Genomic DNA, 19286 nt, shown 5'->3' on the forward strand with positions numbered 1-19286 from the left:
GAATGAGGACAGGACGGGTCGGCCGCGCCGCCGCTTTACCTGAACTTGACGACGTGGGTATCGGCATCCTACCGGATGTTGCCGACGCGCCTGTCGGTATGTTGCGTGCCGTGCGTCGGCCGGACCGGACGGCCCGGGCCGTGTCGCCTCGCTGGGCTGTTCCTGACGCAGGGGCCTAGCCGTCGATGAAGCCGAGTGCGCTGTCCGGCCGGCACGCTCCGCATGCCTTGACCCCGTCGGCGAGGGCGCGCAGGGCCGCGTCTCGGCTGATGCCCTTCGACCGTTTGCCGGCGTTCCAGCAGCCGCCCGCGTGGACCTGGACGGGCGGTGCGTCGCGGCTCAGCCCCGGCTCCAGGAGCCAGTCCGGTGCCGGCGGGCGGGTCCGGATGCCGCGCTGCCGTTCGGCCTCCCGCTGCTCGGCGTGGGCTATGGCCCGCCGCACCTCGTCGAGGAGGAGCTGGAGGTAGGTCTCCAGGGTGCGGAGTCTGAGCAGGTCGGGCGGCAGGGTGGTCACGCCTCCAGCTTGCCTCAAAAATCGAACAAGGTTTCTACTGGGAGTATGGTCAGGCGCAAGGTTCAGCACCTCACCGAGACGCAGGAGCGGATTCTCCGGGAGATCCGCCTGGCCATAGTCGACCGCGGCGACGCTCCCACCATCGCCGAGCTCGCGGACACGGTCGGCCTGCGCTGGTCCTCGGTGCACTATCAGCTGCGCGAGCTGGAGGCCAAGGGGGCGATCGTCCGGGAGCCGGGCCGGCCTCGTGGGATACGACTGACCTGAGGGCACCGGAGCGGACGTGGCGCATCGCGGAGTCAGGACGGGGAGGGCTCGGGGGCAGGTCCTCCTCGCCGATCCGGCTGCCCGACTGACAGATCGTGACGACGCCGTCGTGGACGACGTAGCGGTACTCGCCGTTGGGGGCCGCGACGCGGTCACCCTCCGCCTCGGCCTTCATGGCGATGCCCGGCTCTCGGCCGTCGGTGAATGAGGAGCCCCACCCCGGTCCGTCGTGCTCGCCCTGCTGATCGCTCCGTTCCGCTGCCGCAGGTCCCAGCCCGTGGCCGAGACCCGCGGCAGCAGATCACCTCGTCGTGAGGGCGGCCACCCCTGCCGGTGCCGGAATCGCCAGTCGTCGCCGGGCTCCAGGTGGAGCTAGCCGGAAAGACGCCCCGTCGCCGAGGCGAAGCCCAGCCAGGTGTGGCGGTTGCCCGCCCAGCACCAGCCGACCTTGGGGGCGTTGCGGCGCTCGCGGCCGTCCCGGCCCGTGCCGTTGCTGATCCATATCGCCGGGGTGCGGGAGTCCAGGGTGCCGTTGGCCTTGCGGAGGCGGGAGCCGATGGTCATGAAGCAGTGGTTGCGCTCCAGGGCCCCGGGCTGCTGGAGCACCCAGTGGAGGCCCTCGGTGAGCACCAGCGGTGTACGGGACTCCTCGGTGAGTGCGGGCAGCGCCTCGTCCGGGCTCCAGTCGGCCATGTGGTCGCCGCGGTCGATGCCGGTGACGAGGTAGAGCGGGCCCTCGGGGAGCGTCACCGAGTCGAGTGGGGCGAACTCGTCGACGTCCAGCATGTCGGTGACGACGAACCCCGGCTTGCCCTCGCGGCTCAGCAGTGGGGCCAGCGCAGAGGCGGGGGCGGCCTCCGGGTGCACGGCGAGGAGCGTGCCGGACGGGTCCGCGGGGACCTCGACCGTCTTGGCGAACGACCGGAGCCGGTCGGCGGGCAGCCCCGCGATCTCGTGCACCCCCAGCTCGATCAGCCGCTCGGCCTGCACGGTCAGCGCCGGAAGCTCGGGGGCGAAGGCGGAGGTGACGGGTGTGGTCTCGGGCACGATGCTCCTCACCGGATCGGGGTGCCGACGACGGTCAGCGGTTGCCGGTCAGGGGGGCAACGGGCCGCGTCCTGCGGAACGTTCCCCTCCGCCTCGCTGGCATCGGCGGGATCCCCCTCCGGGCGCGAGCACCGGAGCAGGCACAGGCCCCGCGCCACGCATGAGCACCCCGGCGCCCGCGAGCGCGTCGCCCCGCTGTCCGCGAGCGCGTCAGCGCGCCCCCTCAGCCGCCCGCGACCGACTTCACCGCCACCGAGACGGGCACCTTCCCGCTGATCAGCTCCAGGGTCAGTCCGGCCGTCGCCGGGGTGTCCAGCAGCTCCGCCAGTACCGCGGCCACGTCGTCACGGGGGATCGGACCGCGGCCGGTGTGCGCGGCCAGGTGGACCAGGCCGGTGCCGGCATCGTCGGTCAGCCGGCCCGGACGCAGGATCGTCCAGTCGAGCCCGTCCAGGTTGCGGACGTACTCGTCCGCCTCGCCCTTGGCGCGCAGGTAGACGTCGAAGACCTCGTCGCCCTGGTGCGAGGGGTCGGCGCCCATGGACGACACGATCAGGAACCGCCGCACGCCCGCCTGTACCGCCGCGTCGGCGAAGAGGATCGCGGCCGCCTTGTCCACCGTCTCCTTGCGGGCCGCCCCGCTGCCCGGGCCCGCCCCGGCCGCGAACACCGCGGCGTCCGCGCCGGCCAGTCGCTCCGCGACCTCGTCCACCGACGCCGTCTCCAGGTCCAGCACGGCCGGCTCGGCGCCCAGCTGCCGCAGGTCGTCCGCCTGTTCGGGCTTGCGGATCAGGCCCACTGCCTCGTCCCCGCGCGCCGCGAGCAACCGCTCCAGCCGCAGCGCGATCTGACCATGACCACCAGCGATGACAATGCGCATGCTTCCGACCGTACGCCCGGCCACCGGGAATCGCCGCGCGACACAAAGACGTCACAGAGACGACAAGACTCCGGCGCAGAGGTCCTGAAGGCCACGGCGGCCCGAGGCCGGTCGCCGGGGTCCCAGGACCCCAGGGTCCCAGGACCCCAGGGTCCCAGGGCGCCGTGACCCCAGGGCGTCAGGACCCTAGGACTCCTCCCCGCGCCCCTGCCGCGGCAGCCCCGCGTCCGCCGTGCCCGCAGTGCCGCAGTACTCCCGCACCGCGCTGGTGCGGGCCACCACCCGCCCGCCGTGCACCACGATCCTGCTGTACGCCAGCGACAGCACCCCGGCGAGCCCCTCCCCGCGCACCGCCAGCAGCTCCGCCGGGAAGCCGGCCTCCACGCGCACCTCGGGCAGTCCGAGCACCGCACGAGCGGAGGCGCTCACCGCGTCGTAGGCGTCCTCGGGGGAGAGGCCGTGGCGGGAGGCGAGCAGGTACGCCGCCTCCAGGGGGTCGCCGCGGCCGACCGGGTTGGACACGTCCCGCAGGGCGCCGCTCCCGGCGGCCACCCGCACCCCGGCCGACCGCAGCAGCCGGACCGGAGCGGTGCCCCGGCGTTCCGCGCCGCCGCAGCCGCCCTGCGGCAGGCAGACCACCGAGACGCCGGCCGCGGCGAGCTGGTCCGCCGCCCGCGCCGCGACCTCGGTGGGCAGCTCGGCCAGGCCGCCGCAGGGACCGATGCTCACCCCGGGGCGCAGCCCGCCCGCCATCGCCGCGATCCTGGCCAGCCGGGCGGGGTCGGAGGCGTCGGTGTGCAGATCGACGGGGCAGCCGTGCTCGGAGGCGAGCTCCAGCACCGCCTCGACATAGCCGGTGGGGTCGGGGTCGAGATCCGGACAGCCGCCGACCACCGAGGCGCCCATCTTCAGCGCGTCCCGCAGCACCGCGAGCCCGTCCGCCCCGGCGACGCCGGTCAGCAGCCGCGGCACGGCCACCGCCGACAGCTCGGCCAGCCCGCACAGCGAGCGCCGGGCCTGCAGTACGGCGGTGAGCGCGCCGAGCCCGGCCAGGTCGCCCACCCGCACCTGGGCCCGCAGCGCGGTCGCCCCGTGCCCGAGCTGCAGCAGCGCCGCCTCGGTGGCCCGGCGCTGGACGTCCCCGGGGTCGTAGGACGGGGGACCCGCGGTGTCGGCGGACAGCGCGGTGTCGGCGTGGGCGTGCGGCTCCGCGGGCGCCGGCAGCAGCAGATAGCCGGTGAGGTCGATCCGGCTGCCGCAGACGCGTGCGGCGGGCGCCGCGAGGCTGCCCGCCGTGCCGACCGCCTCGATGCGCCCGCCGCCCAGCCGTACGTCCACGGTCCGCCCGTCGGTGAGCCGCGCCCCGCACAGCAGCAGCGGCGGCGCCGCCCCGGCGCCGCCCCACGAGGGCGAGGACCCCGAGAAGGGGGAGGACGAGTGGTGCGGCGGCTGCGGCTGGCTTTCGGGCATCGCACTCCCGGGCAGTGACGAGATCGCACGCGAGACAAGATCACGCAGAGTGAGACGAGCCTAGGGCGGCGGCCCGCCCGGGGACGGGAGGAGCGCAATAGTCGTACCGGTGTGGTCGGCCGGCAGGCCCACCCGAGGGCCTCCCGGGGGACCCCCGACGGGAAGCGCAACCGGACCGGAAACGGATTTGGGCGAACGGCGGAGGACCGTGTAATGTCTTCATCGCTCGCCCCAATAGCTCAGTCGGCAGAGCGTCTCCATGGTAAGGAGAAGGTCAACGGTTCGATTCCGTTTTGGGGCTCTGGTGCACGCGTCGTTCGCGGCGCAGGCACCGCAGCGGTGTAGCTCAGTCGGTAGAGCAAGCGGCTCATAATCGCTGTGTCACCGGTTCAAGTCCGGTCACCGCTACTCTCAGTAGCCGATTGCCGGGTCGGTCCGACGATCGGCTACTCTTCATGTGCGTCAATCTCTAGTCCACCGTTCGTCAAGGAGCACTCACGTGGCTGCCACCGACGTCCGCCCGAAGATCACGCTGGCCTGCGTGGAGTGCAAGGAGCGGAACTACATCACCAAGAAGAACCGGCGTAACAACCCGGACCGTCTTGAGATGAAGAAGCACTGCCCGCGTTGCAACGCGCACACCGCGCACCGCGAGACGCGATAAATCAGGCTCGTTCGCGAGGCCGTCCCCGAAGCACTGGGGGCGGCCTCGTGTCGTTTGGCACCCGGCCGCACCTGGCCGCACCTGGCCGCACCCGGCCACGCCTGCCCGCCCTGTGGCAGCCCCCGGCACCCCCGCACGTGCCGCCCCGCCTGCCCCCGTGGCACGCTTCACCCGGCCCCGCACGCACCGGCCACGGCCATCGGCCACGACACCATCGGCTACGACACCAGACACAGGAGGCACGCGCGCATGGCGCTCGACCAGTCCTTCGTGGGGCGGAGCTACCCGCCCACCGCCCCCTACGAGGTGGGCCGGGAGAAGATCCGTGAGTTCGCCGAGGCGGTGGGCGACACCAACCCGGTCTACACGGACGCGGAGGCCGCCAAGGCGCTCGGCTACCCGGACGTGATCGCCCCGCCGACCTTCGTCTTCGCGGTCACCTTCAAGGCCGCCGGACAGGTCATCGAGGACCCGCAGCTCGGCCTGGACTACAGCCGGGTGGTGCACGGCGACCAGAAGTTCGTCTACTCCCGTCCCGTGCACGCCGGCGACCGGCTGACGGTCACCTCCACCATCGAGGGGATCAAGTCCCTGGCCGGCAACGACATACTGGACGTCCGCGGCGAGGTGCACGACGAGGCCGGCGAGCATGTCGTGACCGCCTGGATCAAGCTGGTGGCCCGCGCGGCCGAGGAGGCGTGAGCAACACCATGACCGCAAAGATCTCCTACGCCGATGTCGAGGTCGGCACCGAGCTGCCCGCGCAGTCCTTCCCGGTGACCCGCGCCACGCTGGTGCGGTACGCGGGCGCCTCCGGCGACTTCAACCCGATCCACTGGAACGAGAAGTTCGCCAAGGAGGTCGGACTCCCCGACGTCATCGCGCACGGCATGTTCACCATGGCCGAGGCGATCCGTGTGGTGACCGACTGGACCGGCGACCCGGGCGCGGTCGTCGAGTACGGCGTCCGCTTCACCAAGCCGGTCGTCGTCCCCAACGACGACAAGGGCGCCGTCATCGAGGTCAGCGGCAAGGTCGGAGCCAAGCTCGACGACAACAAGGTGCGCGTGGACCTCACCGTGACCAGCGCAGGACAGAAGGTGCTGGGCATGTCACGGGCGGTCGTGCGGCTGGCCTGAGCCGCGGCCGGTCACAGCTCCAGGGGCGCCCGCGGCAACGGGCGCCCCTCGCCGTTCCCGGCGCCGCCTCCTTGATCCACGCCCGCCGGGAAGGGCTGACAGACGAACCACGCCCCCCGTAGGCTTCCGGTAGCGTCGCGTGCCGGTGGCAGACCGTGTCAGGCATGGAGGCGCCCGACCGAAGGAGAGCCGGCGATGTTCTCGTCGCACCCTTCGCTCACGCATGACTGAGCGCGAGAAGACCAGGCTGATCGCCTGGAGCCAGGAACTGAGCCGGGTGCACACCCGGCTGCGGGAGGCGCTGGACGTCACCCGCACCGCCTTGGCCGGCGGCACCCCCGGCGAGACGGCCACCCGTGATCTGCTGCTCTACTGCCACGGCTTCTGCACGGCCCTCGACGGCCACCACCAGGGCGAGGACCGCACCCTCTTCCCGGCCGTCGCGGCCGCGTACCCGGATCTGCGCCCGGTGCTGCGCGCCCTGGAGCAGGACCACACGATGATCGCCCACCTGCTCGGCGGCCTGCGCACCGCCGTGGACCGCGCGGCCCCGCCCGAGGAGCTGGAAGGCCACCTGGAGGGCATCGCCGCGATCATGGAGAGCCACTTCCGCTACGAGGAACGGCAGCTGCTCACGGTTCTCGAGACCCTGGAGCTGGAGGCCGCCCCCGAGGAGGCGCTCGGCCCCCTCTGGCCGGCACGTCGCACGGCACCGGCCGTAACCCCTTGACGTAGTTAGTGATTGAGTACTAACTTACTCTCCATGGTCAGGATGAGTGCGGAGGAGCGGCGCGAGAGCGTGATCCGTGCGGCGACCGCCGAGTTCGCCCGTGGCGGCTACTACGGCACGTCGACCGAGGCGATCGCCAAGCGGGTCGGCGTCTCGCAGCCGTATCTCTTCCGGCTCTTCCCGGGCAAGAAGGCGATCTTCCTCGCCGCGGCCGAACGCTGCATCGAGGACACCATCCGCACGTTCCGCGAGGCCGCCGAGGGGCTGGAGGGCGAGGAGGCCCTGCATGCCATGGGTGACGCCTACACGCGGGTCATCGCGGAGCGGCCCGAGCTGCTGATGATGCAGATGCAGACGTACCTGGCCGTGGCGGCCGCCGAGCAGGAGGGCGACCACGAGTTCGGTGAGGCGGTGCGGGCCGGCTGGATGCGGCTGTGGGACACCGTCCATCTGCCGCTGGGGGCCGACATCGGCGAGACGACGGCCTTCATGGCGTACGGAATGCTGATCAACTGCCTGGTCGCCATGGGCTTCCCGCCCGGGCATCGGGTCTGGGAAGGCGTCTACGAGTCGGCCCGCACGAAGGGCCGCAAGGAACACTGACGTGCCCGCAGCGGAGGCGCACTCCGGCCTTTCATGGGCGCGAAAGTTAGTCATCAATAACTAACAGCGACACTCCCTGGGGGAGAGATGTCAGCGAACCCACAGCACAGCCCGCGCCGCGTGGTCTGGGCACTCGTCATCACCAGCGTCGCCGGATTCATGGCGGCCCTCGACAACCTCGTCGTCACCACCGCCCTGCCCTCCATCCGCGAGGACCTCGGCGGCGAACTGCACGACCTGGAATGGACGGTGAGCGCCTACACGCTCACCTTCGCCGTACTCCTGATGCTCGGCGCGGCCCTCGGCGACCGCTTCGGCCGCCGCCGCATGTTCATCGCCGGCCTCTCCGTGTTCACCCTGGCGTCGGCCGCCGCGGCCATGGCACCCGGCATCGACACCCTGATCGCCGCCCGCGCGGTGCAGGGCGCCGGAGCCGCGGTCATGATGCCGCTCACCCTCACCCTGCTGACCGCCGCCGTGCCCGAGGCCCGGCGCGGCACGGCCTACGGCATCTGGGGCGCGGTCAACGGACTGGCCGTCGCCTCCGGACCACTGGTCGGCGGCAGCCTCACCGAGCACATCGCCTGGCAGTGGATCTTCTGGCTCAACGTCCCGCTGGGCCTCGCCCTGATCCCGCTCGCCCGGCTGCGCCTCGCCGAGTCCCACGGCACCGGAGCACCGCTCGACATACCCGGCACCCTGCTGGCCAGCGGCGGCCTCTTCGGCATCGTCTACGGGCTGGTCCGCGGGCCGGTCGACGGGTGGACCGGCGGCACGGTGCTCACCGGCCTGATCGCCGGCGGCGCCCTGCTCGTCGCCTTCGTCCGCTACAGCACCCGCGCCAGGAACCCCATGCTGCCGATGCGGCTCTTCCGCTCCCGTGCCTTCTCCGGCATCAACGCGGCGAGCCTGCTGATGTTCCTCGGCATGTTCGGCTCGATCTTCCTGCTCAGCCAGTACCTCCAGGGCGTGCTCGGCTACTCGCCCACCGAGGCGGGGCTGCGCATGCTGCCCTGGACCGGCATGCCCATGCTGGTCGCGCCCATCGCCGGGATTCTCTCCGACCGCATCGGCGGGCGGCCGGTCGTCGCCGCCGGCCTGCTGCTCCAGGCGCTCGGACTCGTCTACTTCGCCGTCATCACCACCGCCGACCTCTCCTACGCCACGCAGCTGCCGGCACTGATCATCAGCGGGGTCGGCATGGCGCTGTTCTTCGCGCCGGCCTCGAACATCGTGATGTCCAGCGTGCTGCCGAAGGAGCAGGGCATCGCCTCCGGGGCCAACAACGCGCTGCGTGAGGTGGGCGGGGCGCTCGGCATCGCCGTGATGGCCTCGATCTTCTCCGCACAGGGCGGCTACGAGACGCCGCAGGCCTTCGTCGACGGACTCCGGCCGGCGCTGGTGGCCGGAGCGGCGGCGGTCGGGCTGGCGGCGGTGGCGGCGCTGGTCGTGCCGGGGCGCAGGGCGGTGCGACCGAGCGAACCCTCCTCCGGCCGCCCGGCCGAGCAGGTTCTGGAATCCACCAACGCCTGAACCCCGCGGAACAGAAAGGAGCACGATCATGCCCACTCTTCCCTGGACCGTTCCGAACACCCCGCCTGCCGGCACCGAGGTCCATGTCTTCGCCTCGCGCTTCGAGACCAAGACGCTGTGGGGAGCGCTGAAGTTCTTCTTCAGGACACCCCGTGTGTGGAGACAGGTGAGCCGGGCGCCGGGGGCGTACGGGGCCACGCTGAAGGCGGAGGTGTTCAAGCGCACGTTCTGGACTCTCTCGGCCTGGGAGTCGGGGAAGGCGCTCGGTGAGTTCGCCCGGTCCGCGCCGCATGCGGGCACGTCTCGGGGACTGGCCGGACAGATGCGGGATGCGAAGTTCGTCAGCTGGACGGCGAAGAGCAGCGAGCTGCCGATGGACTGGGCCGAGGCACAGCGGCGCCTGAACTGAGAGCGCAACGTCCCTGCCGCGCACGGCGCTCAGCAGCCCACCGGTCCTGGGCGTGCCGCAGTCGCGCGCGGCGGGGAGGGGACGGGGTGGTGGTGTCCGCCCGCAGCGGCCGGCGCGTCCGCGCCCGTACTCGACAGGAAACCGATTCCGCGCCAGACCGAGGACGGACACCACCACCCCGGCCCCGACTCACCCACCCCCCGCAGGCGCTACGCGCACCCCCACCGGAGCCGCAGCCGCACCGCAGGCATCTCCAGGCGCACCCCCACCCACCCGCAGGCACAGTCGAACCCGCACTCCCACCGGGCCGCAGACATCGGAGAACGCCCACTTCCTCCGGGGTGTGGGCCGCAGGCACAGTCGAACCCGCACCCCCACCGGGCCGCAGGCACAACCGAACGCGCACCGCCACGGGGCACCCGCAGGCCCCGGAGAACACGCACCCTCACCCACCCGCAGGCGCCAACGAAGCGCACCCCCCACCACCCCGGCCCCGTACGTCACAGCGGCCTGCGTCCCCGTACGCTTGGCGGCGTGCAGGAAACCTTTGACGCCCCGCTCGCCCCGCTGACCACCTTCCGGCTCGGCGGGCCCGCCGCCCGCCTGGTCACCGCGACCACCGACGACGAGGTGATCTCCGTCGTCCGCGAGGCCGACGACACCGGAACCCCGCTCCTCATCATCGGCGGCGGCTCCAACCTCGTCATCGGCGACAAGGGCTTCGACGGCACCGCCCTGGTCATCGCCACCAAGGGCTTCACCCTCGACGGCACCCGCCTGGAACTCGCCGCCGGCGAGGTCTGGACCGACGCCGTCGCCCGCACCGTGGAGGCCGGCCTCGCCGGCATCGAGTGCCTCTCCGGCATCCCCGGCTCCGCCGGCGCCACCCCCATCCAGAACGTCGGCGCCTACGGCCAGGAGGTCTCCTCCACGATCACCGAGGTGATCGCCTACGACCGCCGCACCCGTGAGACGGTCACCCTCGCGAACGCCGACTGCGCCTTCTCCTACCGCCACAGCCGCTTCAAGGCCGACCCCACCCGCTACGTCGTCCTGCGCGTCCGCTTCGCCCTGGAGGACGCCGGCGGCCTCTCCGGACCGATCCGCTACGCCGAGACCGCCCGCGCCCTCGGCGTGGAACCCGGTGACCGCGTCCCGCTCGCCGCCGCCCGCGAGACCGTGCTCAAGCTGCGCGCCGGCAAGGGCATGGTCCTCGACCCCGAGGACCACGACACCTGGTCGGCCGGCTCCTTCTTCACCAACCCGATCCTCACCGAGGACGAGTTCCAGGCCTTCCGCACCCGGGTGAAGCAGCATCTCGGCCCCGACGCCGAGCCCCCCGCCTACCCGGCCGGCGACGGACACACCAAGACCTCCGCCGCCTGGCTCATCGACAAGGCCGGCTTCACCAAGGGGTACGGGGAGGGCCCCGCCCGCATCTCCACCAAGCACACCCTCGCCCTGACCAACCGCGGCGACGCCACCACCGAGGACCTGCTCGCCCTCGCCCGCGAGGTGGTCACCGGCGTCCGCGACACCTTCGGGATCACCCTGGTCAACGAGCCGGTGACCGTGGGCGTCAGCCTCTGAACCCCGGCCCGGGCCTCAGCCTCGGGAGAACCCCGTGAGGGCAGCCCTGACCGAGTTCAGGCGACCGGCGTGTTGAGCCAGTCGTCGATCCCGGACATCAGCTTCGCCTTCACGTCCTCCGGAGCGACGGACCCCCGCACCGACTGCCGCGCCAGTTCCGCCAGCTCCGCGTCCGAGAACCCGTGGTGCCGCCGCGCGATCTCGTACTGCGCCGCCAGCCGTGACCCGAACAGCAGCGGGTCATCGGCGCCCAGCGCCAGGGGCACACCCGCGTCGAACAGCGTCCGCAGCGGCACGTCCTGCGGCTTGTCGTACACACCCAGCGCCACGTTCGACGCCGGGCAGACCTCGCAGGTCACCTGCCGGTCCGCCAGCCGCTGCAGCAGCCGCGGGTCCTCCGCGGCCCGCACCCCGTGCCCGATCCGGTCGGCCTCCAGGTCGTCCAGGCAGTCCCGCACCGAGGCGGGCCCGGTCAGCTCGCCCCCGTGCGGCGCCGAGAGCAGCCCGCCCTCCCGCGCGATGGCGAACGCCCGGTCGAAGTCGCGGGCCATGCCGCGCCGCTCGTCGTTGGAGAGCCCGAACCCGATCACCCCGCGGTCGGCGTAGCGCACCGCCAGCCGGGCCAGGGTGCGCGCGTCCAGCGGGTGCTTCATCCGGTTGGCGGCGACCAGCACCCGGATCCCCAGGCCGGTGTCCCGCATCGCGGCGTCCACCGCGTCCAGAATGATCTCCAGCGCCGGGATCAGCCCGCCCAGACGGGGCGCGTACGAGGTCGGGTCGACCTGGATCTCCAGCCAGCCGGAACCGTCCTGCAGGTCCTCCTCCGCGGCCTCCCGCACCAGGCGCCGGATGTCGTCCGGCTCGCGCAGGCAGGAGCGGGCGGCGTCGTAGAGCCGCTGGAAGCGGAACCAGCCCCGCTCGTCGGTGGCCCGCAGCCGGGGCGGCTCCCCGCTGGTCAGCGCGTCGGTCAGCGACTCGGGCAGGCGCACACCGTACTTGTCGGCCAGTTCCAGCAGGGTGGTGGGCCGCATCGACCCGGTGAAGTGCAGATGCAGGTGGGCCTTAGGAAGCTCAGAGAGATCACGTACACGCTCCATCCCAGGATCCTGCCGCACGCCCCGCCCGCCCCGGTAGCGCTTTCCCCATACGTGGTCTTGCCCGCACAAACGACCCCGCCCGCCGCGAACGCGGAGCCCCACCCCACGACCCGCCCCCACCCCACGACACGACGAAGGGCACCCGGGGAAACCCCGGGCGCCCTTCCCGCACGCAGCGGAACCGGAACCGGACCGAGCCGACCGGGCCGGCCGAACCCGGAACGGAACCGAATCCGACCGGGAACGTCAGTCCCGCGCCTCGGCCAGCAGCTTCTGGATCCGCGAGACGCCCTCGACGAGATCCTCGTCGCCGAGTGCGTACGACAGCCGCAGATACCCGGGCGTGCCGAACGCCTCACCCGGCACCACCGCGACCTCGGCCTCCTCCAGGATGAGCGCCGCCAGCTCCACCGTGTTCTGCGGCCGCTTGCCCCGGATCTCCTTGCCGATCAGCGCCTTCACCGATGGGTAGGCGTAGAACGCGCCCTCCGGCTCGGGGCAGACCACGCCGTCGATCTCGTTCAGCATCCGCACGATCGTCCTGCGGCGCCGGTCGAAGGCCTCCCGCATCTCGGCCACCGCCTCCAGGCCACCGGAGACCGCGGCCAGCGCCGCCGCCTGCGCCACGTTGGAGACGTTGGACGTGGCGTGCGACTGCAGGTTGGTCGCTGCCTTGACCACGTCCTTGGGGCCGATGACCCAGCCCACGCGCCAGCCGGTCATGGCGTACGTCTTGGCGACACCGTTGACGACGATGCACTTGTCGGCCAGCTCGGGCACGACCACCGGCATCGAGTGGAACTCGGCGTCGCCGTAGACGAGGTGCTCGTAGATCTCGTCGGTGAGGACCCACAGGCCCTTCTCGGCGGCCCAGCGGCCGATCTCCTCGATCTGCTCGCGGGAGTAGACGGCGCCGGTCGGGTTGGAGGGAGAGACGAACAGCAGGACCTTGGTCCTGTCCGTGCGGGCCGCCTCGAGCTGCTCCACCGAGACCCGGTAGCCGGTCGTCTCGTCGGCGACCACCTCGACCGGCACACCGCCGGCCAGCCGGATCGACTCGGGGTACGTCGTCCAGTACGGCGCGGGCACGATGACCTCGTCACCCGGGTCCAGGATCGCGGCGAAGGCCTCGTAGATGGCCTGCTTGCCGCCGTTGGTGACCAGGACCTGCGAGGCGTCCACCTGGTAGCCGGAGTCGCGCAGCGTCTTCTCGGCGATCGCGTTCTTCAGCTCGGGCAGGCCGCCGGCCGGGGTGTAGCGGTGGTACTTCGGGTTCTTGCAGGCCTCGATCGCGGCCTCGACGATGTAGTCCGGAGTCGGGAAGTCGGGCTCACCGGCACCGAAGCCGATCACCGGCCGCCCGGCGGCCTTGAGGGCCTTGGCCTTGGCGTCCACGGCGAGAGTGGCGGACTCGGAGATCGCGCCGATGCGGGCGGAGACCCGGCGCTCGGTGGGAGGGGTTGCAGCGCTCATGGACCCATCGTTTCAGACCGGAAACGAGCACGGCACCGGGGTTTCACAGACTGAACAGGAACGGGCAAACCCTGAACATCCGTCCGTACCGGCCGCCCGCGAGCGGTGCCGGCGCAGGTGATCCGCGCCCGATCCGCGCCCGATCCGCGCCCGATCCGGGCCCGGTGGCTCCCTCCCTCACGTGATCTTCGCCCCGTGCGGCCCCGTCCCGGGGGTATCTGTTCGACGCCCGGCCGCAGACCACGTACACTCTCACCTCGTTGGCCTCCAGCAGCCCGCGGTCATCCGGTGCACACCCAGCATCCGGTTGGATGCGGTACGTTGGGGAACACACAAAGGGTCGTAGCTCAATTGGTAGAGCACTGGTCTCCAAAACCAGCGGTTGGGGGTTCAAGTCCCTCCGGCCCTGCTACACACTCCTTCGCCAGGATGTGTGCGCATGTACGTACAGCACTGCACCGCCGTGCGGCTCAGACCGGGCGCGGCACGGCCACGACCCGGAATCAGGTGAGGACGAGTGACGGACGCCGTGGGCTCCATCGACATGCCTGATGCCCAGGACGAGGCGCCGGACTCCAGGAAGAAGCCCCGCAAGGGCGGCAAGCGAGCCAAGAAGGGCCCGCTGAAGCGGCTCGCGCTCTTCTACCGTCAGATCGTTGCCGAGCTCCGCAAGGTCGTCTGGCCGACCCGCAACCAGCTGACGTCGTACACGACCGCAGTGATCATCTTCGTCGTCATCATGATCGGCCTGATCACCCTGTTCGACTATGGCCTCAGCAACGCCGCCAAGTACGTCTTCGGCTGAGCCGAGAGCGAAGGGCGCCGAGGTACCCGGCGCCCCTTTCGCGTGTTCCACCCCTCTGTATCCAGGAAGAAGCAGCCACCGTGTCTGACCCGAACGTGAACGACGCCGTCGAGCCTCGCGGCGAGGGGGCCGAGGTCGTCGTCGAGGACGAGCTCGAGACTGCCAAGGGCGCGGACAGCGAGGACACCGCGGCCTCGGACGAGGCCCAGGCTGCGGACGCCGCCGCGGACGAGGCCGGCACCGAGGAGACCGAGGCTGCCGAGGCCGAGGCCGCCGAGGGCGAGGCCGGCGAGGAAGCCGCCGGTGAGGAGGCGGAGGACGAGCGCGACCCGGTCGAGAAGCTCCGCGAGGAGCTGCGCGGCCTGCCCGGCGAGTGGTACGTCATCCACACCTACGCCGGTTACGAGAACCGGGTGAAGACCAACCTCGAGCAGCGCGCCGTCTCGCTGAACGTCGAGGACTACATCTTCCAGGCCGAGGTGCCGCAGGAAGAGGTCGTCCAGATCAAGAACGGCGAGCGCAAGACGATCAAGCAGAACAAGCTCCCGGGCTACGTCCTGGTCCGGATGGACCTGACCAACGAGTCCTGGGGCGTGGTGCGCAACACGCCGGGCGTCACCGGCTTCGTCGGCAACGCCTACGACCCGTACCCGCTGACCCTGGACGAGATCGTCAAGATGCTCGCCCCGGAGGCCGAGGAGAAGGCCGCCCGCGAGGCCGCCGAGGCCGAGGGCAAGCCGGCCCCGCAGCGCAAGGTCGAGGTCCAGGTGCTGGACTTCGAGGTGGGCGACTCGGTCACCGTCACCGACGGCCCGTTCGCCACGCTGCAGGCGACCATCAACGAGATCAACCCCGACTCGAAGAAGGTCAAGGGCCTGGTGGAGATCTTCGGCCGCGAGACGCCCGTCGAGCTGTCGTTCGACCAGATCCAGAAGAACTGAGCGCACTCGGTACTGCCGCTCAGTACTTTCTGGACGTACTACGTCCGAACAGGTCAGACAGGCGCGCACGCCTCGTCTGACCTGCTCGGTTTTTGGCCGCGCATCTCTACCCGTTAAAGTTGCGCGGTATGCCTGCGTCCGGGTGGTCCCCGATGGCGCGGGCAGGACCCGAATGCGAAAGGACCCGGAGAGCCATGCCTCCCAAGAAGAAGAAGGTCACGGGGCTCATCAAGCTCCAGATCCAGGCCGGTGCCGCCAACCCGGCCCCGCCGGTCGGCCCCGCGCTGGGTCAGCACGGCGTGAACATCATGGAGTTCTGCAAGGCCTACAACGCCGCGACCGAGTCGCAGCGCGGTTGGGTCATCCCGGTGGAGATCACGGTCTACGAGGACCGTTCCTTCACCTTCATCACCAAGACCCCGCCGGCCGCCAAGATGATCCTCAAGGCCGCGGGCGTGGAGAAGGGCTCCGGCGAGCCGCACAAGACCAAGGTCGCCAAGATCACCCGCGACCAGGTCCGTGAGATCGCCCAGACCAAGATGCCCGACCTCAACGCCAACGACCTGGACGCCGCCGAGAAGATCATCGCCGGCACCGCCCGTTCCATGGGCGTCACGGTCGAGGGCTGACCTCCACCTCCCCAAGCCAGCACAGAAGTGTGGAAGGGCCTGCTCGGCCCGGACCACAACTCCTAAGAACCTCCAGGAGCTTTAAGTGAGCAAGCGCAGCAAGGCTCTCCGCGCTGCGGACGCCAAGGTCAACCGGGACAAGCTCTACGCCCCGCTTGAGGCCGTCCGTCTCGCCAAGGAGACCTCCACGACCAAGTTCGACGCCACCGTCGAGGTCGCCTTCCGTCTGGGTGTCGACCCGCGCAAGGCCGACCAGATGGTCCGTGGCACCGTGAACCTCCCGCACGGCACCGGTAAGACCGCCCGGGTCCTGGTCTTCGCGACCGGCGACCGTGCCGAGGCCGCGCGTGCCGCGGGCGCCGACATCGTCGGCGCCGACGAGCTGATCGACGAGGTGTCGAAGGGCCGTCTGGACTTCGACGCCGTCGTCGCCACCCCGGACCTCATGGGCAAGGTCGGCCGCCTCGGCCGCGTGCTCGGTCCCCGTGGTCTGATGCCGAACCCCAAGACCGGCACCGTGACCCCGGACGTCGCCAAGGCTGTCAACGACATCAAGGGCGGCAAGATCGAGTTCCGTGTCGACAAGCACGCGAACCTGCACTTCATCATCGGCAAGACGTCCTTCGACGACACCCAGCTGGTGGAGAACTACGCCGCCGCGCTGGAGGAGATCCTCCGTCTGAAGCCGTCGGCCGCCAAGGGTCGCTACATCAAGAAGGCCGCCATCACCACCACGATGGGCCCCGGCATCCCGGTCGACCCGAACCGCACCCGCAACCTCCTCGTCGAGGAGGACCCGGCCGCGGCCTGAGCCCGGCCGGTTCGGACCGGCCGGTCCGGTCCGAGCGCGCTGTGAAGCCCGCCCCCACGCCCGCCAGGGCGAGGGGGCGGGTTTTTTCCTGCGCCTGTGTCGGCGCTGTGCGTTAACGTTCCAGGCATTGCTTCACGGCGCGTGCACGGCGCAGGGAGACGCGTGCACGGTGCGGAGACAGCACAGACAGCAGATGCAGCAGAGACGGCCGAGCCGAGCCGGCTGAGGAACACAAGGGTGGGGATTTCATGGCCATGTCCGCATGGAAGCGCGCAGGTGTCTGTCTGACGGCAGCGGCTGTCGTGGCGGGGGTCGCGGGCTGCCAGGACGGTGACGGGGGAGGGAGGAAGAAGGCGGGAGGCTCCTCGGACGCCAGGCCGCAGAGCAGCCCGGCCGAGGTGCTGCAGGCGGCCTACGAGAAGACCTCCGAGGTCAAGTCCGCCAAGGTGCGGATCACCATGGCCATGCCGGCCGCGGCGGGCGGCGGCACCACGGAGATCTCGGGTGTCCAGGGCTGGGACCCGGGCGTCATGGACGTCACCATGAAGGGCTCCGCGCTGACCGCGGGCGACCCGGAGGCGCCCGAGCGGATGCGCATGATCATGCTCAACGACGTCATGTACATGAACATGGGTGCCAAGCAGGCCGCCGAGATGGACGGCAAGCACTGGATGAAGCTGGACTTCGGCGCGCTGGCCGAGAAGTCCGGTGACGCCGACGTGCAGCGGCAGATGACCCAGAGCCTGCGGAACATGAACCAGGACCCGGCCCAGCAGCTCGCCCTGCTGCTGGAGTCGCCGAACCTCAAGCACGTCGGCCCGGAGAAGACCGACGGCGTCGATACCGAGCACTACAAGGGCACGCTGAGCGTGCAGGAGATGCTGGACGCCAACCCGGGCGCCGACAGCATGCTCTCCGAGAAGGAGCGCAAGCAGCTGCTCGAGGGCCTGGAGAAGGCCGGCATGAAGGGCTACGACACCGAGGTCTGGGTCAACGAGGACGACCTGCCGGTGAAGATGGTCGTCGGGATGACGTTCCCGCAGGGCACCATGAAAATGACCGCCCACTACTCCGACTACGGGGCGAAGGCCGACGTCCAGGCCCCGCCGGCCGGCGACACCTTCGACTTCATGGAGATGCTGGAGGAGCTGGAACGCCTCGGCGCCGGACTCGGCGCGGAGTCCGGCGCGGACCTGGGAGCCTGAGCCCTCCCCGCCCCCGTCCGGCCGATTTGCCTGACGACGATCCGGTCACGTACTCTTCCACGGAAGCCAAAGACCGCTGGTCGTTGCCGTGCGCTCGTAAGAGGGCTCGGTGGCCGAAGGATCCGCTGAACTGCGGACGACCCGCGCAGGTGACAGTGGAAGAGTTCCCGTGACTCGCCGCCCGAGTGCGTGCGAGGAACCGGTCGAGCTACGCCCCGTGTGCCTGCGCCCGGGGCGTTTCGTTTTCCCCAGTCCTCCTTCGGGTCCGCGCGGTCCGAATCACCCGGAAGGAGGCCGAGGCTCTATGGCGAGGCCCGACAAGGCTGCCGCGGTTGCCGAGCTGACGGACAAGTTCCGCAGCTCCAACGCCGCCGTGCTGACCGAGTACCGCGGTCTCACCGTGGCGCAGCTCAAGACGCTGCGTCGTTCGCTCGGTGAGAACGCCCAGTACGCCGTGGTGAAGAACACGCTGACCAAGATTGCGGCCAACGAGGCCGGGATCACGCTGGACGACCAGCTCTTCGCTGGTCCGACGGCCGTCGCCTTCGTCACCGGTGACCCGGTGGAGTCGGCGAAGGGTCTTCGTGACTTCGCCAAGGAGAACCCGAATCTCGTCATCAAGGGCGGTGTCCTTGACGGCAAGGCGCTGTCCGCCGACGAGATCAAGAAGCTTGCGGACCTCGAGTCCCGCGAGGTTCTGCTCAGCAAGCTGGCCGGTGCCTTCAAGGCGAAGCAGTCCCAGGCTGCCTCCGTCTTCCAGGCGCTGCCCTCGAAGCTCGTCCGCACCGTGGACGCGCTTCGTGCCAAGCAGGCCGAGCAGGGCGGTGCCGAGTAATTCGGCTCGCTTTCCGATCCTCGCTGCATGAGGCGAGGGTCGATGCGGGCCCGACGTACGCCCGCCTCACCCAGTACATCCGGCACCTGCCGATTTAGTGGAAGGACCCGCCACCATGGCGAAGCTCACCCAGGACGAGCTGCTGGCCCAGTTCGAGGAGATGACCCTCATCGAGCTCTCCGAGTTCGTGAAGGCCTTCGAGGAGAAGTTCGACGTCACCGCCGCCGCGGCCGCTCCGGTCGTCATGGCCGGTGGCGCTGCTCAGGGCGGCGGCGAGGCCGGCGCTGCTGAGGAGAAGGACGAGTTCGACGTCATCCTCACCGGTGCCGGCGACAAGAAGATCCAGGTCATCAAGGTCGTGCGCGAGCTGACCTCCCTGGGCCTGAAGGAGGCCAAGGACCTGGTCGACGGCACCCCGAAGCCGGTTCTCGAGAAGGTCAACAAGGAGGCCGCCGACAAGGCCAAGGAGGCCCTCGAGGGCGCCGGCGCCTCGGTCGAGGTCAAGTAAGACCTTGTCGCACAGGGTCTCGTAGGGGCCTTGTAACGCTGTAGCACCGAAGAGCGATCATCCAACCGGGTGGTCGCTCTTCGGCGTTCCGGCGGGCGTCCCCGTGGTTGCCTTGCACGCCCTGTGACGGGGGGTA

22 protein-coding genes and 3 tRNA genes are annotated in these 19286 nt (G+C 70.7%); 19 read left to right on the plus strand and 6 right to left on the minus strand.

The window, feature by feature from the left end:
- Window positions 1–175 precede the first annotated feature (175 nt).
- Entirely contained in the window at window positions 176–514 is a 339-nt protein-coding gene (locus HCJ93_RS03895; RefSeq protein ID WP_167991074.1) for a DUF6233 domain-containing protein, read from the minus strand.
- A 45-nt stretch (window positions 515–559) separates the two neighbouring features.
- On the opposite strand from HCJ93_RS03895, the gene HCJ93_RS03900 reads away from it, so the two are divergent.
- Window positions 560–781 (plus strand): LexA family protein, encoded by a 222-nt coding sequence (locus HCJ93_RS03900; protein ID WP_167991075.1) that lies wholly within the window; start codon window positions 560–562, stop codon window positions 779–781.
- 372 nt (window positions 782–1153) lie between these two features.
- Here the strand turns inward: HCJ93_RS03900 and HCJ93_RS03905 are convergent, their stop codons facing one another.
- From HCJ93_RS03905 to HCJ93_RS03915, 3 genes are all read right to left on the minus strand, one after another.
- A complete protein-coding gene (locus HCJ93_RS03905; RefSeq protein ID WP_167991077.1) occupies window positions 1154–1828 on the minus strand; it encodes a DUF5701 family protein in 675 nt (224 codons plus the stop codon).
- Between the two features lie 223 nt (window positions 1829–2051).
- Window positions 2052–2708, minus strand: coding sequence for an SDR family oxidoreductase (locus HCJ93_RS03910; RefSeq protein WP_167991079.1), 657 nt, complete (start codon window positions 2706–2708; stop codon window positions 2052–2054).
- Window positions 2709–2894: 186 nt separating this feature from the next.
- Window positions 2895–4178 (minus strand): amidohydrolase family protein, encoded by a 1284-nt coding sequence (locus HCJ93_RS03915; RefSeq protein ID WP_167991081.1) that lies wholly within the window; start codon window positions 4176–4178, stop codon window positions 2895–2897.
- Between the two features lie 228 nt (window positions 4179–4406).
- Between HCJ93_RS03915 and HCJ93_RS03920 the strand changes: the two genes are divergently transcribed.
- The 10 genes from HCJ93_RS03920 (at window position 4407) to HCJ93_RS03965 (ending at window position 10846) form a co-directional block, all read left to right on the plus strand.
- Window positions 4407–4479 (plus strand) — tRNA-Thr (locus HCJ93_RS03920).
- A gap of 34 nt (window positions 4480–4513) precedes the next feature.
- Window positions 4514–4586 (plus strand) — tRNA-Met (locus tag HCJ93_RS03925).
- A 91-nt stretch (window positions 4587–4677) separates the two neighbouring features.
- Window positions 4678–4842 carry a 50S ribosomal protein L33 gene (gene rpmG / locus HCJ93_RS03930; protein WP_003948671.1) on the plus strand — a complete coding sequence of 55 codons (165 nt, stop codon included), beginning with the start codon at window positions 4678–4680 and terminating at the stop codon, window positions 4840–4842.
- A gap of 249 nt (window positions 4843–5091) precedes the next feature.
- Complete coding sequence (locus HCJ93_RS03935; RefSeq protein WP_167991083.1) at window positions 5092–5544, plus strand: MaoC family dehydratase N-terminal domain-containing protein; 453 nt, start codon at window positions 5092–5094, stop codon at window positions 5542–5544.
- A gap of 8 nt (window positions 5545–5552) precedes the next feature.
- On the plus strand, window positions 5553–5981 hold the full coding sequence (locus HCJ93_RS03940; protein ID WP_167991219.1) for a MaoC family dehydratase: 429 nt from the start codon (window positions 5553–5555) through the stop codon (window positions 5979–5981).
- Between the two features lie 223 nt (window positions 5982–6204).
- Entirely contained in the window at window positions 6205–6711 is a 507-nt protein-coding gene (locus tag HCJ93_RS03945; protein WP_167991084.1) for a hemerythrin domain-containing protein, read from the plus strand.
- 33 nt (window positions 6712–6744) lie between these two features.
- Window positions 6745–7314 (plus strand): TetR/AcrR family transcriptional regulator, encoded by a 570-nt coding sequence (locus tag HCJ93_RS03950; protein WP_206316776.1) that lies wholly within the window; start codon window positions 6745–6747, stop codon window positions 7312–7314.
- Between the two features lie 87 nt (window positions 7315–7401).
- Window positions 7402–8847: an MFS transporter gene (locus HCJ93_RS03955; RefSeq protein WP_167991086.1), complete on the plus strand. Its 1446-nt coding sequence runs from the start codon at window positions 7402–7404 to the stop codon at window positions 8845–8847.
- A 28-nt stretch (window positions 8848–8875) separates the two neighbouring features.
- Entirely contained in the window at window positions 8876–9256 is a 381-nt protein-coding gene (locus tag HCJ93_RS03960; RefSeq protein WP_167991088.1) for a DUF3291 domain-containing protein, read from the plus strand.
- A gap of 534 nt (window positions 9257–9790) precedes the next feature.
- Complete coding sequence (locus HCJ93_RS03965; protein ID WP_167991090.1) at window positions 9791–10846, plus strand: UDP-N-acetylmuramate dehydrogenase; 1056 nt, start codon at window positions 9791–9793, stop codon at window positions 10844–10846.
- 56 nt (window positions 10847–10902) lie between these two features.
- On the opposite strand, the gene HCJ93_RS03970 is transcribed toward HCJ93_RS03965, so the two are convergent.
- The gene (locus HCJ93_RS03970; protein WP_167991091.1) at window positions 10903–11943 is read right to left on the minus strand and encodes an adenosine deaminase; all 1041 of its coding nucleotides are present in this window, start codon (window positions 11941–11943) and stop codon (window positions 10903–10905) included.
- 246 nt (window positions 11944–12189) lie between these two features.
- Window positions 12190–13416 (minus strand): pyridoxal phosphate-dependent aminotransferase, encoded by a 1227-nt coding sequence (locus HCJ93_RS03975; RefSeq protein WP_167991093.1) that lies wholly within the window; start codon window positions 13414–13416, stop codon window positions 12190–12192.
- A gap of 336 nt (window positions 13417–13752) precedes the next feature.
- Here HCJ93_RS03975 and HCJ93_RS03980 point away from each other — a divergent pair.
- From HCJ93_RS03980 to rplL, 8 genes are all read left to right on the plus strand, one after another.
- A tRNA-Trp gene (locus HCJ93_RS03980) sits at window positions 13753–13825 on the plus strand.
- 108 nt (window positions 13826–13933) lie between these two features.
- Window positions 13934–14221, plus strand: a complete 288-nt coding sequence (secE, locus tag HCJ93_RS03985) for a preprotein translocase subunit SecE (protein WP_167991094.1) — start codon at window positions 13934–13936, stop codon at window positions 14219–14221.
- An 80-nt stretch (window positions 14222–14301) separates the two neighbouring features.
- The gene (nusG, locus tag HCJ93_RS03990; protein WP_167991096.1) at window positions 14302–15162 is read left to right on the plus strand and encodes a transcription termination/antitermination protein NusG; all 861 of its coding nucleotides are present in this window, start codon (window positions 14302–14304) and stop codon (window positions 15160–15162) included.
- Window positions 15163–15356: 194 nt separating this feature from the next.
- On the plus strand, window positions 15357–15791 hold the full coding sequence (gene rplK, locus HCJ93_RS03995) for a 50S ribosomal protein L11 (protein WP_028420794.1): 435 nt from the start codon (window positions 15357–15359) through the stop codon (window positions 15789–15791).
- Between the two features lie 85 nt (window positions 15792–15876).
- The gene (rplA, locus tag HCJ93_RS04000) at window positions 15877–16602 is read left to right on the plus strand and encodes a 50S ribosomal protein L1 (protein WP_167991098.1); all 726 of its coding nucleotides are present in this window, start codon (window positions 15877–15879) and stop codon (window positions 16600–16602) included.
- Between the two features lie 248 nt (window positions 16603–16850).
- Window positions 16851–17807 carry an SCO4651 family lipoprotein gene (locus tag HCJ93_RS04005; protein WP_167991100.1) on the plus strand — a complete coding sequence of 319 codons (957 nt, stop codon included), beginning with the start codon at window positions 16851–16853 and terminating at the stop codon, window positions 17805–17807.
- A gap of 304 nt (window positions 17808–18111) precedes the next feature.
- Entirely contained in the window at window positions 18112–18642 is a 531-nt protein-coding gene (gene rplJ / locus HCJ93_RS04010; protein WP_167991102.1) for a 50S ribosomal protein L10, read from the plus strand.
- 115 nt (window positions 18643–18757) lie between these two features.
- Window positions 18758–19150: a 50S ribosomal protein L7/L12 gene (rplL, locus tag HCJ93_RS04015; RefSeq protein ID WP_167991104.1), complete on the plus strand. Its 393-nt coding sequence runs from the start codon at window positions 18758–18760 to the stop codon at window positions 19148–19150.
- Window positions 19151–19286: the final 136 nt, after the last annotated feature.

It is taken from the genome of Streptomyces composti (assembly GCF_012034205.1).
Taxonomy (GTDB): domain Bacteria; phylum Actinomycetota; class Actinomycetes; order Streptomycetales; family Streptomycetaceae; genus Streptomyces; species Streptomyces composti.

Excerpts from the sequence above, each read along its gene's own strand:
- HCJ93_RS03945 (WP_167991084.1), top strand. The coding sequence starts at position 6,205 with ATGACTGAGCGCGAGAAGACCAGGCTGATCGCCTGGAGCCAGGAACTG.
- HCJ93_RS03940 (WP_167991219.1), top strand. The coding sequence starts at position 5,553 with ATGACCGCAAAGATCTCCTACGCCGATGTCGAGGTCGGCACCGAGCTG.
- HCJ93_RS03900 (WP_167991075.1), top strand. The coding sequence starts at position 560 with ATGGTCAGGCGCAAGGTTCAGCACCTCACCGAGACGCAGGAGCGGATT.
- HCJ93_RS03955 (WP_167991086.1), top strand. The coding sequence starts at position 7,402 with ATGTCAGCGAACCCACAGCACAGCCCGCGCCGCGTGGTCTGGGCACTC.
- HCJ93_RS03935 (WP_167991083.1), top strand. The coding sequence starts at position 5,092 with ATGGCGCTCGACCAGTCCTTCGTGGGGCGGAGCTACCCGCCCACCGCC.
- HCJ93_RS03950 (WP_206316776.1), top strand. The coding sequence starts at position 6,745 with ATGGTCAGGATGAGTGCGGAGGAGCGGCGCGAGAGCGTGATCCGTGCG.
- rplL (WP_167991104.1), top strand. The coding sequence starts at position 18,758 with ATGGCGAAGCTCACCCAGGACGAGCTGCTGGCCCAGTTCGAGGAGATG.
- rplK (WP_028420794.1), top strand. The coding sequence starts at position 15,357 with ATGCCTCCCAAGAAGAAGAAGGTCACGGGGCTCATCAAGCTCCAGATC.
- HCJ93_RS04005 (WP_167991100.1), top strand. The coding sequence starts at position 16,851 with ATGGCCATGTCCGCATGGAAGCGCGCAGGTGTCTGTCTGACGGCAGCG.
- HCJ93_RS03975 (WP_167991093.1), bottom strand. The coding sequence starts at position 13,416 with ATGAGCGCTGCAACCCCTCCCACCGAGCGCCGGGTCTCCGCCCGCATC.
- HCJ93_RS03960 (WP_167991088.1), top strand. The coding sequence starts at position 8,876 with ATGCCCACTCTTCCCTGGACCGTTCCGAACACCCCGCCTGCCGGCACC.
- HCJ93_RS03910 (WP_167991079.1), bottom strand. The coding sequence starts at position 2,708 with ATGCGCATTGTCATCGCTGGTGGTCATGGTCAGATCGCGCTGCGGCTG.
- HCJ93_RS03915 (WP_167991081.1), bottom strand. The coding sequence starts at position 4,178 with ATGCCCGAAAGCCAGCCGCAGCCGCCGCACCACTCGTCCTCCCCCTTC.
- rplJ (WP_167991102.1), top strand. The coding sequence starts at position 18,112 with ATGGCGAGGCCCGACAAGGCTGCCGCGGTTGCCGAGCTGACGGACAAG.
- HCJ93_RS03970 (WP_167991091.1), bottom strand. The coding sequence starts at position 11,943 with ATGGAGCGTGTACGTGATCTCTCTGAGCTTCCTAAGGCCCACCTGCAT.